General features: G+C 56.1%; 18 protein-coding genes. 8 read left to right on the forward strand and 10 right to left on the reverse strand.

Annotation, left to right across the window (positions count from 1 at the left end):
* Window position 1 precedes the first annotated feature (1 nt).
* The 4 genes from RTE01_RS19900 to mrkJ all read left to right on the forward strand — a co-directional run bounded on the left by RTE01_RS19900 (window position 2) and on the right by mrkJ (window position 3,442).
* Entirely contained in the window at window positions 2-868 is an 867-nt protein-coding gene (locus RTE01_RS19900) for an oxidoreductase (protein ID WP_115191971.1), read from the forward strand.
* A 405-nt stretch (window positions 869-1,273) separates the two neighbouring features.
* A complete protein-coding gene (locus RTE01_RS19905; protein ID WP_041147068.1) occupies window positions 1,274-1,978 on the forward strand; it encodes a flagellar brake protein in 705 nt (234 codons plus the stop codon).
* Between the two features lie 4 nt (window positions 1,979-1,982).
* Window positions 1,983-2,567: a helix-turn-helix domain-containing protein gene (locus RTE01_RS19910; RefSeq protein ID WP_197721567.1), complete on the forward strand. Its 585-nt coding sequence runs from the start codon at window positions 1,983-1,985 to the stop codon at window positions 2,565-2,567.
* Between the two features lie 158 nt (window positions 2,568-2,725).
* Window positions 2,726-3,442 carry a cyclic-di-GMP phosphodiesterase MrkJ gene (mrkJ, locus tag RTE01_RS19915; RefSeq protein ID WP_134527603.1) on the forward strand — a complete coding sequence of 239 codons (717 nt, stop codon included), beginning with the start codon at window positions 2,726-2,728 and terminating at the stop codon, window positions 3,440-3,442.
* A gap of 88 nt (window positions 3,443-3,530) precedes the next feature.
* Here mrkJ and RTE01_RS19920 read toward each other — a convergent pair whose 3' ends face one another.
* The 8 genes from RTE01_RS19920 to RTE01_RS19955 all read right to left on the reverse strand — a co-directional run bounded on the left by RTE01_RS19920 (window position 3,531) and on the right by RTE01_RS19955 (window position 11,012).
* Window positions 3,531-4,127 (reverse strand): fimbrial protein, encoded by a 597-nt coding sequence (locus tag RTE01_RS19920; RefSeq protein WP_227503308.1) that lies wholly within the window; start codon window positions 4,125-4,127, stop codon window positions 3,531-3,533.
* A 68-nt stretch (window positions 4,128-4,195) separates the two neighbouring features.
* Window positions 4,196-5,191, reverse strand: a complete 996-nt coding sequence (locus RTE01_RS19925) for a fimbrial protein (RefSeq protein ID WP_134527607.1) — start codon at window positions 5,189-5,191, stop codon at window positions 4,196-4,198.
* Entirely contained in the window at window positions 5,182-7,668 is a 2,487-nt protein-coding gene (locus RTE01_RS19930; protein ID WP_041147073.1) for a fimbria/pilus outer membrane usher protein, read from the reverse strand. The genes RTE01_RS19925 and RTE01_RS19930 overlap by 10 nt, the downstream gene beginning before the upstream one ends.
* 11 nt (window positions 7,669-7,679) lie before the next feature.
* Complete coding sequence (locus RTE01_RS19935; RefSeq protein WP_041147074.1) at window positions 7,680-8,381, reverse strand: fimbrial biogenesis chaperone; 702 nt, start codon at window positions 8,379-8,381, stop codon at window positions 7,680-7,682.
* A gap of 94 nt (window positions 8,382-8,475) precedes the next feature.
* Window positions 8,476-9,084: a fimbrial protein gene (locus tag RTE01_RS19940; protein ID WP_041147075.1), complete on the reverse strand. Its 609-nt coding sequence runs from the start codon at window positions 9,082-9,084 to the stop codon at window positions 8,476-8,478.
* 499 nt (window positions 9,085-9,583) lie between these two features.
* Window positions 9,584-10,285, reverse strand: coding sequence for an ArsR/SmtB family transcription factor (locus RTE01_RS19945; RefSeq protein WP_134527610.1), 702 nt, complete (start codon window positions 10,283-10,285; stop codon window positions 9,584-9,586).
* A 6-nt stretch (window positions 10,286-10,291) separates the two neighbouring features.
* Complete coding sequence (locus RTE01_RS19950; protein ID WP_134527613.1) at window positions 10,292-10,681, reverse strand: amino acid-binding protein; 390 nt, start codon at window positions 10,679-10,681, stop codon at window positions 10,292-10,294.
* Window positions 10,674-11,012 carry an antibiotic biosynthesis monooxygenase family protein gene (locus tag RTE01_RS19955; protein WP_134527616.1) on the reverse strand — a complete coding sequence of 113 codons (339 nt, stop codon included), beginning with the start codon at window positions 11,010-11,012 and terminating at the stop codon, window positions 10,674-10,676. The genes RTE01_RS19950 and RTE01_RS19955 overlap by 8 nt, the downstream gene beginning before the upstream one ends.
* 385 nt (window positions 11,013-11,397) lie before the next feature.
* Between RTE01_RS19955 and RTE01_RS19960 the strand changes: the two genes are divergently transcribed.
* Window positions 11,398-11,610 carry a YdgH/BhsA/McbA-like domain containing protein gene (locus RTE01_RS19960; RefSeq protein WP_015585822.1) on the forward strand — a complete coding sequence of 71 codons (213 nt, stop codon included), beginning with the start codon at window positions 11,398-11,400 and terminating at the stop codon, window positions 11,608-11,610.
* Window positions 11,611-11,705: 95 nt separating this feature from the next.
* Here RTE01_RS19960 and RTE01_RS19965 read toward each other — a convergent pair whose 3' ends face one another.
* Entirely contained in the window at window positions 11,706-12,578 is an 873-nt protein-coding gene (locus RTE01_RS19965) for an EamA family transporter (RefSeq protein ID WP_041147079.1), read from the reverse strand.
* An 81-nt stretch (window positions 12,579-12,659) separates the two neighbouring features.
* Here RTE01_RS19965 and RTE01_RS19970 point away from each other — a divergent pair, with 81 nt between their 5' ends.
* On the forward strand, window positions 12,660-13,166 hold the full coding sequence (locus tag RTE01_RS19970; protein ID WP_115191966.1) for a MarR family winged helix-turn-helix transcriptional regulator: 507 nt from the start codon (window positions 12,660-12,662) through the stop codon (window positions 13,164-13,166).
* Here RTE01_RS19970 and RTE01_RS19975 read toward each other — a convergent pair.
* Window positions 13,163-14,119, reverse strand: coding sequence for a nickel/cobalt transporter (locus RTE01_RS19975; protein WP_134528636.1), 957 nt, complete (start codon window positions 14,117-14,119; stop codon window positions 13,163-13,165). The two genes, RTE01_RS19970 and RTE01_RS19975, sit on opposite strands and share 4 nt — an antisense overlap.
* 150 nt (window positions 14,120-14,269) lie before the next feature.
* Here RTE01_RS19975 and RTE01_RS19980 point away from each other — a divergent pair, with 150 nt between their 5' ends.
* Window positions 14,270-14,746 (forward strand): MarR family winged helix-turn-helix transcriptional regulator, encoded by a 477-nt coding sequence (locus tag RTE01_RS19980; RefSeq protein ID WP_115191964.1) that lies wholly within the window; start codon window positions 14,270-14,272, stop codon window positions 14,744-14,746.
* A 359-nt stretch (window positions 14,747-15,105) separates the two neighbouring features.
* Window positions 15,106-16,251 carry an amidase gene (locus tag RTE01_RS19985; protein WP_134527618.1) on the forward strand — a complete coding sequence of 382 codons (1,146 nt, stop codon included), beginning with the start codon at window positions 15,106-15,108 and terminating at the stop codon, window positions 16,249-16,251.
* Window positions 16,252-16,359: the final 108 nt, after the last annotated feature.

Below are 16,359 nucleotides of genomic sequence, written 5' to 3' on the forward strand. Positions count from 1 at the left end.
CATGTCCAACGTACGGCTATCCGGAACCGGTACCTTAGGCGACCGTCAGGTTTATCGCCTGGGATACGGGGCAATGCAGCTGGCAGGCCCTGGCGTGTTCGGCCCGCCTGCCGATCCTGAAAACGCCGTTCGCGTACTGCAGGCGGCGGTGGACGCGGGGGTCAACCATATCGATACCTCCGATTTTTACGGCCCGCACGTCACCAACCAGCTGATCCGCAGGGCGCTGCATCCCTATTCCGACGATCTCTGTATCGTGACTAAAGTCAGCGCCCGCCGCGATGAAAAAGGGAACTGGCTCCCGGCTATGTCGCCGGCGGAGTTGACCCAGGCGGTTGAGGATAATCTGCGTAACCTCAAGCTCGACGTACTGGAGGTCGTCAACCTGCGCAGCATGCTGAGCCCCCACGGCCCGGCCGAAGGGTCGCTGGAAGGACCGCTAACGACGCTGCTCGAGCTAAAGGAGCGAGGGCTAATCCGCCACATTGGCCTCAGTAACGTCACCGCCACGCAGGTCGCTGACGCGCAAAAGATGACGCCAGTTGTCTGCGTGCAGAATCAATATAACGTCGCCAATCGGCAGGACGACGAGCTCATTGACGCGCTGGCCGCGCAGAATATTGCCTACGTTCCCTTCTTCCCGCTAGGGGGCTTTACGCCGCTTCAGGCGCAGGAGCTGAACGATATCGCCGCCGAACTTGCGGCAACGCCAATGCAGGTCGCCCTCGCCTGGCTGCTGCAGCGTTCAGCCAATATCCTGCTTATCCCCGGGACCTCATCGCTCCAGCATCTTGAAGAAAACCTTGCCGCCGCCACCTTAACCCTGCCCGCGGCTGCGCTCAGCACCTTAGATAACCTCAAAGTCTGAACCGTTCCCCCTCTCCCCGGCGCGTCTAAGCGCATGGCGACAGGGGGTATTCTGCCGCTAATATTTGCCTGGAATTAACTCAACGCTACTGGCACTATAGATCCCACTAATGGGTATTTGCCCCAGCCGTCCTTTCGCAAGTAACCCTATACAAAGCATCATTTTATACTAATTAGACCGGCCTCCTTATTGGAGGCCGCGGTCGTTTGTATCTATCTTCATTTTTTGAACTCTTGATTACAGGAAAAACAACTACCAATTCGACGTTTATACAAATCAATTTAGCCACAAAGATAGCTAATAACATCAAACGCTCATTAAAACATCTGATTAACACAATCAGAATGTTGTCATTGCTATAAAAAAAATCCACACACACAATATAAAAATTAACAAGGACTTCACATGACAGAGGGAACAATAAAGACCAGTAAGTATGAGATCATTGCTATTTTCAGGGAGGAACTCAGAAAGCAGTCTGAGATAGAGATTTTCTATAATAACAAAAACTTCATTACGCAGCTGGCGCGTGTTGATTTTTCAGAATTTCACATCGTCACCCACACCAGGATCCCTCCGGGGCACAGGTTCAAATTTGTTCTGCATAGCGATTCAGGGAAGATAGAGTTCAGTTCAACGCTGAAGAAACATTCGGGGAGCGGTACCGCTAAAAGTAATAAGGTCTCATTTACCTTACCTGAATGTATTCAGGTGGTCCAAAGGCGGCGCGATCCGCGATTTCGGCTGCAGCATAAGCATGATTTTTTTTGTCATGGCCGCCATAAAAATGGAGAGAATTACACATTTGAAATTAAAGATATTTCAGATGGCGGCTGCGCGCTGATGGCCAAAAACCCGAATCTTAAATTTCTCACCCACAATTCAATCCTTAAAAACTCGATTCTTTCAGCCGCCGAATATGGGGAAATCACCGTCGATCTGGTGGTTAAAAACGTCGTGTTGGTGACCCTCGATGAGGATGACGAACAGGGGGAAAGCTATCATCAGGTCTCTTGTCAGTTTAAGTTCCGGCATCACGATGATAAGAGAAAAATTGAGAAAATGATGCTTGATTTGATTCTGGAAGCGAAAAGAAAAAAGAGAGTCTGAGCCCTTGGAGAGTATATTGCTATACACCGATGATAACCTCATCGGTCAATCAATACAGCGTTACATGATTGATAACGATAAAAATATTACCGCCTTAAGCTATCAGAACATCATGCAGGGGGAGGCGCTCCCTCAGGCTAAAATCGTTATTTTCAACGTCATTCATAAGGATATTTCTGCTGCTGACACGGTGCATCTACTTAACAAACTGCGCTTCTGCCTGGCGCGCTGCCTTCGGCTGGTGCTGATCGTCAGGAGCGATATCGCCGGGCTGTGTCGGGAGCTGATTTTTTTGGAAAATATAATCATTTTAACTGAAAAATCATCGCTTAACGATTTCTCCGACATCACAAAAGTGCCGACATCCGCCGTGGATTACCGGTTTCTGTTAACCCAAAAAAAGCTCTCGCTCAGAGAGATTCAGGTACTGGAGCTGATTATGGCCTGCTATAACAACAAGCGTATCGCCGCGGTGCTTAACATTGATCATAAAACGGTACACAGCCATCGAATTCACATCATGAAGAAGCTCGGCATGGGCAGTTCGCGGATTATGAATAAAAAAATAGTCAACATGTATCAATGTTAGCGCTCCTTTTCGCGCCGGGATGAAAAAAAGCAAGCGACCAATCAAAATACTGTCATCAATTGGTCACTTGCTTTTAATAAAAATTCACATCGGCATAAAGGTCACTTATAATAATTCCACCCTACAGCGCACGCTTGCTAAATTCCCGACACGAGAAAATGAACGCTAATATATTTTCAGACCACAATTTATCACGTGGCGATATCTCTGTTCGTTATGTTTTTCAAAAAATGTTCTCGCCGCAGGACCAACTGGTTGCCGTTGAATGCCTGAGCCGCTTCGATCATATTCCCGTGGCGCCCGAATTTTTCTTCCGCCACGCCAACAACGCGCTGCGTGAAAGTATTTTCATGGAGCAGCTGGCGCTGATTGAGAAGCATAAAGCGTGGTTTATTAAAAATAATATTTCTGCCACCATCAACGTTGACGATCATATCCTCAGCATTCTACGCCAGCCGCAGATCGAAGCCTATATCGAACGTCTCGGCTGCGTGCATTTTGAAGTGACGGAAAACTCCAATAACCTGCTTAATAATGCACTTAGCGCCTGGCAAAGTACGCAAACCAGCACCCTTTGGCTGGATGATTTCGGCGCGGGCAATGCGGGCATTAACGCCATTCGCGGATATCATTTCGATTATGTAAAAATTGATAAAAACTTTTTCTGGCACTTAATGCAAAAAGAGTCAGGGCGCCCGCTAATGGATGCGCTGGTAACATTCCTTTCCCATAATAACCATAACGTTATTATCGAAGGCGTTGAGAGTGAGGCGCATAAAAAATGGTTACAGGGAATGTCGTGGTTCGCCATTCAGGGCCACTACTGGAAAGAAGTCAGCATTGAACAGCTGGTCGAAGAAAATAAAGTGATTTAAAAAATGCCGGGCACTCCGGCATTTTTTTCGTTTGTACAGGGCCATCAACTTCGCGAAAGTGCGCTTTTGCCGCCTGTCGCGCAGGCCCTTAATTATATACCAGCTCCCAGGTTGCCCAGCTGGTCATCGGGCCGGAGGTCGCTTTTTCCGGTGCCGGCGAGACGTAACCGATATAATAGGTAAATACGCCGCCATCTACCGCTTTTTCTTTAATCTGCACCCGGTTTTGCAGCGGGTCTGCCGGGATAATTTTATTGCTCTTATCCAGCGTATTGTTGTCATTGGTCGACAACGCCAGATAGATGTTACGCGCGCCGTCCGGCAGCGTGTTCGCCAGATAGCCCGCATTTTCATTGTTGACGGTATTGACCATAAATCCGTCGATCCAGCGAACGTTCACCGAACGGACTTCGCTTTGGTCCGCCGCGCCGCCGTCATGACGCAGCTGGCAGTTCGACAGCTCGAGGGTAAAAGGCTGCGCTTTCATAAAGGCCCCGGCTCCGCGATCGTGCACCTCCGCCAGGCTCACCGGCGCCAGCCAGACGCTGCCGCTGCCGGCATTGTGACCACCGTTAAGCGCCACGCTGCAGGAGATATCCGTTACCCGGCCGGCAAAATCCACCCGCCCGTTATCATAGTTGGTCATAAAACCCGCAGCGGAAGAGGCAACAAGCAGGCCGCTCATCGCCAGCAGGCCGACAAGTCGTTTGCCGTGGTGCTTATATCCATTTTCCTTCATACCCGCCTCCCGAATTAATCGTACGTCAGGTTAAAGATCATGTGAGACTCAACCTCGCCGGTACTCGTGGCCGCCGCGTACTGATAAAAACGCGCAAGGAAAGGCATCGTGATGTAGCGCGTTTCCTGACTGCTTAAGGTCCCGACGCTGTACTTCTTGTTGAATTCAACCGGCACGCCGCCTTTCAGCACCTGAATCCCAATCCCTTTGGCCATCGCGCTGCCGGCTTTTTCGTTCAGCAGCGCGCCACGGGTGAGGGTCGTGCCGGTCGCAAGGGTACCGGAGAACGAGGCCTCGATATTGGCATAGCCGGTGGTGCTCAGCCCGCCGCTGCACTGCAGCTCAATATTAAAATTTTTGCCGCCGGCGTAAGTGCCGACGCCGTTCAGATCGCTGCGCTTAATGGTCCCGACGTCAACGTTCATATTCTTACCGCTGAGCACCGTACAGGAGGGTGAGACCACGGTAATCGCATTGGCGCTGAGGTAGGTTTCCAGAATCGGGTTGTTGCCCCGCTCCCAGTCGTAGGAGGTATATTTTCCCGCCGCCAGGGTACCGCTGCCGGTGACCGCGGCGGTTTTTATGATCTCCAGCGTAAAGCGGGAACCTTCCAGCGAGTAGTTGGTGGTTCGGGCAACATAGGATGAGAAGACGTCGGGATAGACGATATTCACCGTCGCACCGCCGCGGCTAAAGCGCATGCCGATCCCCGGCACGTTGGTGGAGTAGACCTTATTGCCCAGGTCGGTCGAACCGGTAGAGACGATCTTCGCCGCAAAGCGGTTGGTGCCGGACGTGCAGCTGTAGCTGGCCCCGCCCGACGCGCTCATCGTCCAGTCCCGGGAAACAATCACCGAGCCCACCGGCAGATCCGGCGGAACGACGACCCTGCCGACGACCATATCCAGGTTCACCGTCGGCTGCGAAAGGCGCGAGCAGGCGGCCCAGGCGGAGGTGGTCCCCAGCGCCATCAGGCCAATAAAAAGCGTCAGTTGTTTACTCAGCGACATACCCTTTCCTTTGATTTTGCCTTGCCCAGTTCCACCGTGCACTGCCCGCCGCTCCACTTAACGGTCGCGTGCTGAACGCTGGCATCACTGATAAACATCATGCTGCCCTGGCCGACAACGCCAATCTCTTTGCCGCTCGGGTCGAAAATGCTGGCAGCGAACGGCAGCGGCTGGCTATTCGCCTGGCGTGCCATAATCGTCACGTTGTTCTGTACCGTGGTGCCAAACGACACCTTCACGACGCTGCCCTCCCACGGCACCACCTGGGCCACGGTACGATCGAAGGCGATATCGTCATGGCTGCCCTTCGGATCGATCTCGATGGAGTTAATCCGGTACGGGCGCAGATACGGCAGGATGGCGTAGCCGTTGCCGTCGACGCGGGTGCCCGGCGAGCCAGGCAGCATCGCACCTGCGGCATCTTTCGCTTCGATAAGCGCCATCGTGCTGCCGCTTTCCGGAGAGAACACCACGCCGTGGCGATGGGCGATCAGCGTCCCGCTGGCGCCGAGGCCGCTCTGGCGATACCCCTCGCCCTGGCTATAGCTGCCGTTCAGAGTGGTCCACGGCGTACGGTAGCTTCCGTTCAGCGCGACATCGTGCTGGCCGCCGGTGGCGGTGGTGGTCGAGACGCCGTAGTTGAGGTTGTTCTCGCTATCCAGCGAACCGTTAATCCCGATCTGCGAACTGCTAAAGCGCGAGTTATTAAACGAGGTATTCGACGTCAGGTTGGCGGTCCGGTTCTCGCCAAACCACAGCGGATAGCTGAAGTTAAGCGAGACGCGGTCGTCGCGATTGTGGCCGGAACTGTCCGGCGTATAAACGCGCTGCGCGCTGGCGGACCACGAAAGGCGGCCGAACATATTGTTGTAGCTGAGCTGATACTGCTTCTCGGTGCCCGAACGGTTCCAGTAATCGGAGATCCGCCCGCTGAGATAAAAGCCGCCCCAGCCCTCCGGCAGGTTCTGGTTAACGGTGAAGGTCATGCCGTTTTTCTGCCGCCACAGGGTGTAGCTGCTGTTGCGGTTCTTCTCCTGGTCGACGGCGTACAGCGCGTCGTTCAGGTTGTAGTAGCCTTTGGTGGAGTAGCGATAGGCCGCCAGCACGATGCTGGTCTGGGTATCGGTAAACATCCGGTTAAAGGTGGCGCGGTAGCTCTGGCCGCTCTCGTCGAGGGTGTCGCTCTTCAGCCGGGACTGGGTAATATCTAACGACAGCGCGCCGATGCCGGTATTCATCCCGGTCCCCAGCAGGAACGCCTGGTAATCATCAAAGCCCGTGACGCCGGTATAGCCGGTGAAGACGTTATTCAGGCCGTGCTGCCAGGTTGCCTGGTAGAGCATCGGCTTGTTACGCAGCCCGTTGTCATCGACCTTACCGGCCGACAGCGCATAGCGGGTCATCCCCGGACGCAGCAGCTGCGCCACCGAGGCATAGGGAACGCTAAAGACCTGCACCGAGCCGTCGGCCTCTTTGACCGAGACTTCCAGGTCGTTGCCGTAGCCCGAAGGGTAGACGTCCTGCAGGGTAAACGGCCCCGGCGGTACCGAGGTCTGATAGATAATGTTGCTGCCCTGACGCACCGTTACCAGGGCGTTGCTCTGCGCCACGCCGCGAATTTCCGGCGCGTAGGAGCGCATTCCGTCAGGGAACATGTTGTCATCGGTCGCCAGGTTGACCCCGCGCAGGCCAATGGTGTCGAAGAATTCGCCGTTGGTAAAAATCTGCCCGCCGCTGACGATCGAGTTGATCTGCGGGATCGGCCGCTGGAGATAGGTCTGGTTGCTGTTCCAGTGCGCTTTGCCCTGCTGCTGCTGCCAGTTCAGGTTACCGACGTGCTTGAGCAGCCAGCCGTCCCAGGAGAGACCGGCGTTAAGTCCCAGATAGGCGCTGCTGTTATCGGAGCCGTTGTTCGCCGAGGTGTGGCTGGTCCAGGTGTTGGCCATCCAGCCGAGATTCAGCGCCGCAATGCCTTTATCCCAGAACTCCGGGCTGACAAAGTTTTTCAGGCGCTGATCTTCGTAGATTTGCGGCACGGAAATCTCCAGCCGCAGGGAGGACTGAATCAGGTTGTCTTTAACGTTTTCTTCGTTACGCCACGCCTTCAGCCGTCCGCAGTAGCCTTCCTGCTTCCCCAGCTGCGGATTGAGCTTTTCCGCGGCAATGCCATAGCGTTCGAGCATCTCTTTGGTGTAGCAGATCCCCATATTGCCGTCTTTATCGCGGGTGACCTGCAGCTCGTAGCGCCCTTTCCACTCGTTGTTGGTGTAGACGTCGAGGGAATAGGTGCCCTCAGAGATGGCGCTGGCGGAGAAGCGTGACAGATCGACCTTTTCCCGGCTGCCAACGATAAAACCGTCGTTAAACTGGTATACCGTTCCCGGGTTTTCCTGTCCGCTGGAAAATGGCGGAAAGCAGAGCAGCGCCATAGCGATCGCCGAACTTAACCTTCCCGGGCAGATGGTCCTCTGCTTCATGATAGTGTCCCTTATTTAACGGCTACTTTCACTGCCACATCTGCGCCATAGTCATTGATGTTATTAATCGTCAGGGTCTCGCCTCTGCTCACGGCAGAAGAGAGGGCTACGGTCTGACTGGACTGTGGAGCGAGCATCACCGTTTTGCCGTTCAGGGCCTTGCCGCCGTCGCGGGAAATACGGCTTACGGTGAGATAAAATGGCGTAGGGTTGCTGACCGACAGGCTGCTGCCGCTGGCCGAAAGCGCTAATTTCTCCGGCGCAGCGTCGCGGTTGCCCAGTCCGGTCGGGCGGTAGATAAACTTAAAGCGCGAACGAATCGCCAGCTGCAGGATGTTCTGTCCTTCATTTTTTTGATTAGCCTCTACCGGCGGTATTTCCAGCAGATTAAGCCACCACAGCGTCTCTTTATCTTTGGCAAGCCCGGCGCTGCTGCCAAGCTTAATACGTAAAGTCTGCCCGCTTTTAGCATCCACGCGGGATATTGGCGGGGTAATAATAAATGGCGTGGTAATCGTATCCGGCGTGGCGTCGGCGTTGCCGTTATCCAGCCAGGCCTGCGCCAGCGCCGGGCGATCGGCGGTATTCGAAAGCTGTACCGTTATTTCTTTTTCATTTCCTGGATAAATAAAGCGGGTGCCGTTAACAATAATATTATTGGCATGGGCCGCAAAACTAAAAATGAAACAGAAACAAAGGGCAATACGCTTCATGCTGACCTCAGACGGGGAAAATAAGCGGCAGCAGCTGCCGCTTTATCAATGCATATAACCGCCTCAATCAAGGCGGTTTATTTTCAGACGATAATTACTGGTAGGTAATTTCGTAAGTCGCGTAGCTGTTAACCACACCGGTGCTGACGGTAGTCGGGGTGCTGGTAGCATAGCCAACGTAGTAGGTGAAGCGCGCGCCGTCCTGAACTGCGGTTGCGTCGCCTTTCGCTTTCGGCTGAGTGCTCACGCCCGGGATGATTTTGTTGGTCAGCGCAGTCGCGCTGTCGGTGGAGAGAACCAGCTGAATATTTTTCGCGCCAGAAGCTTCGGTGTTAGCCAGGTAGCCCTGCTGCTCGGTCGTTGCGCCAGCCAGCAGGTTACCGCCGGTCCAGTTCACGCCCAGTTTAGACACGTCGTCCTGTTTGTCGCCGTTAGCCGCCTGGCAATCAGACACGTCAATGGTGAAAGATTTAGGTTTCAGGTAGGTGTTGGCTGTTGCCGCTTTCACTTCAGTTAAGGTCACCGGAGAGAGGTAAACGTTAGCATCGCTGCCCTGGCCGTTTACGGAAACAGTACAAGATACGTCGGTTACTTTACCGAAGAAATTAACCTGGCCGCCGCCAACATTGGTATCAGCCGCATTTGCCGCTGCCATACCGAAAAATGCCGTTGCCATTGCTGCAGAGAGAAGAACCTTTTTCATTGCCATTTCCTTGTCAGAGTGAGTTTTGTATCAATAAACCAACAGTAAATCTGCAGACGATAAGAAGCGTTATGCGATGCCTATCGCTACAACTGTGAATAGAAACTTCGACTGACCGGAAGCCGCAATATTTAAGGCGTCAGGACGCGAATTCAAATAAGGAATTCGATAATGCTGTCGGCGTCAAAGAATGCTATTTTTCGCTGATAAATATACATTTGCTTATAACTTGTTACATCACTCTGACGATAGCTATGACCTATCAATTATTGATAAACAATAATCAAAAACGATAATAAAGTTATTTACTTCAGAAGGGATAAGGCGCAAGGGATATATCTGTGGGGGTAAATATAATGGCAAATATTGCTATTTGATGACCATCGGGAACAATCTGAATAATAGCGAGGATAAGGTCACGGGAATAGCGCCGGGCGGTCCAATAAAAAACTTTCAGCCGCCGGTTTGAGCTGGCGACCGGGCCCGGCGCCCTTCGCTCCTACAGCGGCAGCTGGAAGTGCCGGGCCAGGGCGCGCTTTCCTTCCGCGCTGACGGAAACCTCGCGAAAGCCCGGCGTCAGCACAAACCAGCCCTGCTGCTGACCATGCTGCAGAAGTGCGGCGCCGACGATCCCCCCGGCGTGAAAGCGCCTTTCGCTCCAGTCCAGGCAGGCGCAGCACGCTTTGCGTCGGCCTTCGCCGGTTAAGACGATCCCCAGACGGGAAAAGTGCGCTTCCCCCGCAGGCGTCACCGCCGAACCGTCGGGCGTAATCCAGGCCTCGTGCAGTAAAAATTGATAAATGTCCACCGCCAGCTCGCCGGCGAGATGGTCGTAACAGGTCCTGGCACGGCGCAAATTAACCGGCGTTCGGGTGGTCAGCGTCAGCGCGCCCTTCCCGGCCAGGGTCATCATATTCTCCACCAGGCCGGCGACGTCCGCCCCCGCCAGCCGATAGTAGCGGTGTCGCCCCTGCGCCAGGCATACCAGCAGCCGGCCGTTCACCAGGCGGCTCAGGTGCGCGCTGGCGGTAGAGGCGGAAATGTCCGCCGCTGTAGCCAGCTCCGTCGCCGTCCAGGCCCGGCCGTCCATCAGGGCGCAGAGCATTTTCACCCGCGAACTGTCGGCCATGGCGGAAGCGATCGCCGCCACGGCGACGGCCAACGACTCATCATCGATAATAACTGCGGCAGGTTTGAGCATAATGCCTCACGCGTTCGTGGCCCAGCGGCGCGTCGCCTCCTTCGCCAGCGGGAAATTATCGGTAACCAGAATCAGGCGATTATCATGGTCGCTGTACTGGGTCAAAATATTGACCCCCTGCGCGGCCAGCGCCCGGGCGATGGCGCCCAGCTCTCCCGGCTGCTCCTGCTTGAGGCGGCGAATGAGCGGCTGAGTAACCGCCATCACCGGGATCCCGGCCCGTTCCAGCGCCGTCCTGGCGCGCTCGCCGTCGGCCACCAGGAAATGGGCGTGGCACCGGTCGTCGACGGTGAAGACGCCGCCGCCCTCGAGGCCCACGCCGCCGTTGCCGAGCGTTTGCCCGAGCAGCGCCAGCGCGCCCGGACGATTGGGCAGAATCACATAAATATCATACATGACCGCGATCCTCGCCTCTTTCAGCGCCTTTTTCCGCGCCGTATTCACGCATCAGCCGGGTAATGCGAATCTGATAGTCGGCAAAGATACTCTCCTTACCCTCCTGCTGAGCCTCCCGGTGGGCGAGGTTATTTTTCCAGGCCAGTACCGCCTGCTCGTCGCGCCACCAGGAAAGCGACAGAATTTTCCCCGGCGTCGTCAGGCTCTGAAAACGCTCAATGCTGATAAAACCATCGACAGTGCTGAGCAGCGGCTTAAGCTCCGCCGCCAGCGCCAGATAGCGCGCCTGGCCTTCCGGCGCCACCTCGGCTTCAAAGAGTACGGCAATCATTGTGTCATCCTTATTTATTCAGCGGTGCCGCCACTCTATGTCCCCCGCCCCGCAGATGCTTCGTCGGCGGACGAAGTATTGCCCGCGCCACGCTGGTTAAAAAGCCGCCAACACATTCACCAAAACAATACCCAAAGCCCGCAGGAAGAAAAATCTCCGCGCCGTCGGCATCTATTTTTCCGCAGCAATAACTCACGACTCCCTTCACCAACTAACTGTTTTTATTGATTACGCAACATTGAAACGTCACCTGAGCGTCATCTTAATGGCACAAAAGTGTGATCTAAATCGCACTTTTTGCAACGCACGTTATAGTTAGCAGACTTATTATAAACCCATCGAAAGCGCAGCGCTTTCCACCTGTAAAGTTAAAAGGAAAAACACCATGAAAAACGTAAAATTACTTGCCGCCGCCGGTATGCTGTCCCTGGTTTCTTTTGCTAGCTTCGCTCAGCACCCGGTCAGCGTTACCGCAGATACTCTGGACAGCGCGGAAGCGAAAATCGCTACCATCGCTAAAGATCAGGGCGCGTCTTACCACATTACCGAAGCCTACACCGGTAACCAGGTTCATATGACCGCCGAGCTGTCCAAATAAAAGAATGGTTGCAGAGGGAGCTGCCGGACTGGCCGCCTGAAGGCGGCCCGTTTGGCTCCCGCCGCGCAATAACCATGCAGCAATGTCGGGCCCCTTTATGGGGCCTTTTTTGTTAGCGCACGCTGAATAGACAGCACGCTGAGCAGCACCACGACCAGCCCCACCAGCGCCAGCCCCTGAATCTTCTGCCCGAGAATAATCCAGCCTAACAGCACCGCGGTCACCGGGCTCAGCAGGCTCAGCGCCGAGACCGCCACCGGCGAGAGGCGGCTAATCCCGCGGAACCACAGACCGTACGCCAGCATCGCCCCCGCCACGCACAGCCACAGATAGCCCGCCGCCTGGATCAGGGTCACCTGCTGTAAAGGAGGATCGACCAGCAGCGCAATCGGCGCCAGCACCACACCGCCAATCAGCAGCTGCCAGCCCGTTAGCGCCACCACCGGCAGCGATATCGCCCAGCGGCGGGAGAGCCAGGTTCCCAGCGCCATGCTGACCGCCCCTAAAAACGCCGCGCCGATGCCCAGCGGATCCAGCACCGTCTGCGGAGAGAGCAGCAGCAGCGCCATGCCTATAATACCGGTACAGGCCGAGGCAACCGCCATCCACGGCGATCGCTGCCTGTCCACGGACCAGGCCAGCAGCATCACCAGCAGCGGCTGAATGGCGCCGATCACCGCCGCCAGCCCGCCGGGCAAGCGATAGGCGGCAATAAACAGCAGCGCCTGGAAGGCACCAATATTGAGGATCCCGGTGACCACCAGCTTCCACCACTCGTTGCGCAGAGGAAAGCGGCGGCACCAGATTAACAGGGCGATCCCCGCCGGAAGCACCCGCAGCAGCGCCGCGATAAACGGCCTGTCCGCCGGTAATAGCTGCGAGGTGACAATATAGGTCGTCCCCCAGATGGCCGGGGCCAGGGCGGTCAACAGCAGGTCAAAAACGGGCGAGCGCGAGAGAAAGGTCATGATTTTATCTTCACATCAAGGTAAATTAGTCAGCAGAGTATGTATCGACAGATATCTTGATATCAAGGTAAGTGGGCACGAATGGACAAATCACCGCAAACAGACGCCGTAGACCGCATTCTTGAACAGTGGAAGCGGGAACGTCCCGATCTTGACTGTAGCCCGATGGGGCCGATTGGCCGCCTGAAGCGCTGCGCCATGCTGCTGGAGCCGCGCGTCGAGGCGGCGTTTATCCGCCACGATCTGGTGCGCTGGGAATTTGACATGCTGGCGACCCTGCGCCGGGCGGGAGAGCCGTTTACCCTCTCGCCGACCCAGCTTTTTTCGACGCTGATGATCACCTCCGGCACCATGACCCACCGCCTGAAGGCGCTGGAAAAACGGGGGTTCATATGCCGGCTGGCGAATCCGCAGGATGCGCGGAGCATGCTGGTGGCCCTGACGCCAGAGGGGCGGGAGCGCATCGATCGCGCGGTTGAAACGCACGTCGAGAACGAACGCCAGCTGCTGGCGGGACTCACTGCGGAGCAGCGCCAGCGGCTGAACGACGCGCTGGCGGGACTGATGCGCCTGCTGGAAGAGGACTAGCAGCCGGCGGCGATATAGTCGCCGTTGGCGCTGATCGGGATCACCGTCAGGAACAGCACGCAGGCAAACAGAATCAGGATGATGCCGCCGGCAATCTTCACCGCCGGAACCAGCAGCCGGAGGCGCCCGCCGCTGCCGGCAAACAGGCCGACCGCCCGTTCGCGGGCGTAGCGTACCGCCAGCGACAGGCCGAGGATCGACAGGGCCGTCCCCAACGACATGGCCATCACCGCGGCAATTCCCCAGCTGACGATCCCCAGGGCGTTGGCAAACAGCAGCATCATAATCGCCCCGCTGCAGGGCCTCGCGCCGATTGCCAGCACCACCCCGAGCCGGGTTTTCCAGTCCACCTGCGCCAGCTCGCGCCCGACGCCATGGTGGCCGCAGCCGCAGTTTGGGCTATGGTCATGCAATGGCGTCAGCGTACCGATCGCTAGCTTTCGCGGCCGCAGGCTTTTAAGCGTTTGATAGATAATAAATACGCCGAAGGCACCGACCATCAGCGCGCTGATTTTTTCAACGTACCAGCGGCTGGTGCTGAGATCGCCGGAGGCAAGGTTGAGCCCTACCGCCAGAATAAACACGAACAGAATGGCGCACGCGCCCTGCATCAGGCTGCCGAGAAACGGCACCACCCGCGCCGCCAGCAGGCTCTCCTTATTGGTGCTGAGATAGGTGGTCACGATAAATTTTCCGTGTCCCGGCCCGACGGCATGCAGCACGCCGTAGAGGAACGCCCCGCCCAGCAGCCATACACCGCCGCTGTACTGGTGGTTGTTGAGCTGCAAAAGATACATCACCAGATAGCGGTGGAGCGTGATTTGCGTTGCCAGGCACCACTGAATAAATACGCCCCAGTGCGCATGGAGCCCCCAGCCGCACCACAGTAACGCCAGCGCGGGCAGCCCCAGCGACAGCAGGCGCCAGTCGCGCGCGAGAATACGAGTTGTCATCATTTTTCGCCATTGAGTGAATCTGAATTTTCCGCCCGGCGGGAGAGGCTCTTCCTCCGCCAGCACGCTGAATAACGGGGATATTGCGTTTTGCAATACCCGCTAAATACGCATAACATCTGCCCCAATATATCGTCGTCAGGCAAGGAGATGCTTGTGGAACACAATACCGCTTCCGAGCGACCAGACAGCCACGAAAGCCGCTTCCACAAAGAAGAGTTCCCCTTCTTCTGGGTGGTCAACGTCTATGCAAAGTATACCCAGCAGATGGAAGTCGAATTAAAAAAAATCGACATCGACCTCTCGCGCTTTCGGGTGCTGATGCTGGTTCATCAGTACCACCGGGCCAGCATCTCCCGCATCACTGAATACGCCGTCAGCAAAATGCCCACCGTCACCAAGATTGTCGGCCGCCTGCGCGACGATGGCCTGCTGACCACCCACGTCAGCGCCAGCGACGGGCGCGTCACCGAAGCGGAGCTCACCCCCGCCGGCGAGGCCAAGGTGGCGCAAGCGCAGGTCCTGAGCAAAAAGGTCTTCACCAAAGCGTTCAAAGGGATTACCCCGGCGCAGGAGAAGAAAATGAACCACGTGCTCTCCCTGCTTCTGCACAACCTCGACGATTAATTCCCTTTCCGACGCGGCGACAATAACCATTTTAAGCCAATGGCTATTATCGCCTGCCCGCCTTACCCCTCGTTTTTCGCACGCTTTTTTATCATTTTTTTAACTTATATTTTGCGCTTTATTTTGTGACCCGCATCAAGAGAATAAAATATAACCTCACATTAATTACAATAAAAATCAGTACATTAAAAAATATTTTTTGTTTATAAAATGTTCTTATAGCTAAAAATGATGTGAAAAATACGTTACAAATTACTTGAATTTTCAAGTTTTAATGACAAGATTATCTCAGGTCCAGCGCGGTGTATTTTTCATACAACCGACTCATTTCAGGTTATCGCTAAACGGAAACGTGAACCATGGCTAAGCAACATTGCACCGGTATTACCGCGTCTCGTTCCGGGTTTATCTCTCGCTTTACGCTGGGCGCCGGGGAGCTGACGTTTGCGGCCAAAGATACGCTTGATATCGCCGGCCACCCAACCCGCGCCGGTAGCCCGGTGCTGCAGGCCGCCCCGCCGGCGAGCAGGCACGCCGCGGTGATTCAGCGGCTGCTGGAGAACGGCTGTCGGCTGCAGGGCAAAACCACGCTCCACGAGCTGGCTTTTGGCGTTACCGGCATTAATGCGTGGAGCGGGACACCGCTTAACCCGCACTACCCGGCGCTGATCCCCGGCGGATCGTCCAGCGGCTCGGCCACCGTGGTCGCCGCAGGCGAGGTCGATTTTGCTCTCGGCACCGATACCGGCGGCTCGGTGCGGATGCCCGCCGCCTGCTGCGGCGTGGTCGGCCTGAAGCCAACCTGGGGACGCGTGAGCCGCGACGGGGTTATTCCTGCCCACAGCTCGCTGGACTGCGTCGGCTTCTTCGCCCGGGAGGTCGCCACCCTGCGTTCGGCTCTTGAGAAGGCGCTGGGGGAAACGGCGGCGCAGTTCCCGACACAGCGCAGCGAGTCCGGCTTTATCTCGGGCCTCGCCAGCGCGGAGATTGACCGGCTGATCCTCGCGCGTCTGGCGCAGGCGGGCGTAGCGCCGTCAGCGGTAACCCTGACGGGATTTAGCGAGGCGCACGAGGCCGGGCTGACGATCATCAGCCAGGAAAACTGGCAGGCGTTTCACGCCATCGTTGATGCCCCGGATCTGGCAGCGGACGTTGCGCTGCGCATCCGCGCCGGGGCGGATATTAGCCCGCCACAGCGGCAGGCGGCCGAGCAGATACGGGCGGCGTTCACCCGCGCCGTCGACGCGCAGCTGGCAAAGACGCCGTTTATCTTACTGCCGACCCTGCCGGCGCTGCCGCCCACCCTGCAAGAGGCGGCCGATCCGCTCAGGGTGGTCAATCTGACCCGGCTGGTGCGCCCGTTTAATTTAAGCGGCCATCCGGCGCTGACCCTGCCGATTGGCGAAATAGACCAGCGCCCCGTCGCCCTGCAGATAGTCGGCGGGAAAAACAGAGAGTTCGCTTTACTCAGCTTTGCCGAATCGCTGCTGGCAAAACTGAAATAAAATTCAGACCCACAGGCTAAATATAATAATAGTCCCAAAGGTTCCCCGCCTCTTATTCAGCCAGACGGCGGGGATAGCCGAATAACGGCGGATATAAAAGTTTATTCT

Origin of the sequence: Klebsiella terrigena, from assembly GCF_006539725.1 — a bacterium.
Taxonomy (GTDB): Bacteria; Pseudomonadota; Gammaproteobacteria; order Enterobacterales; family Enterobacteriaceae; genus Klebsiella; species Klebsiella terrigena.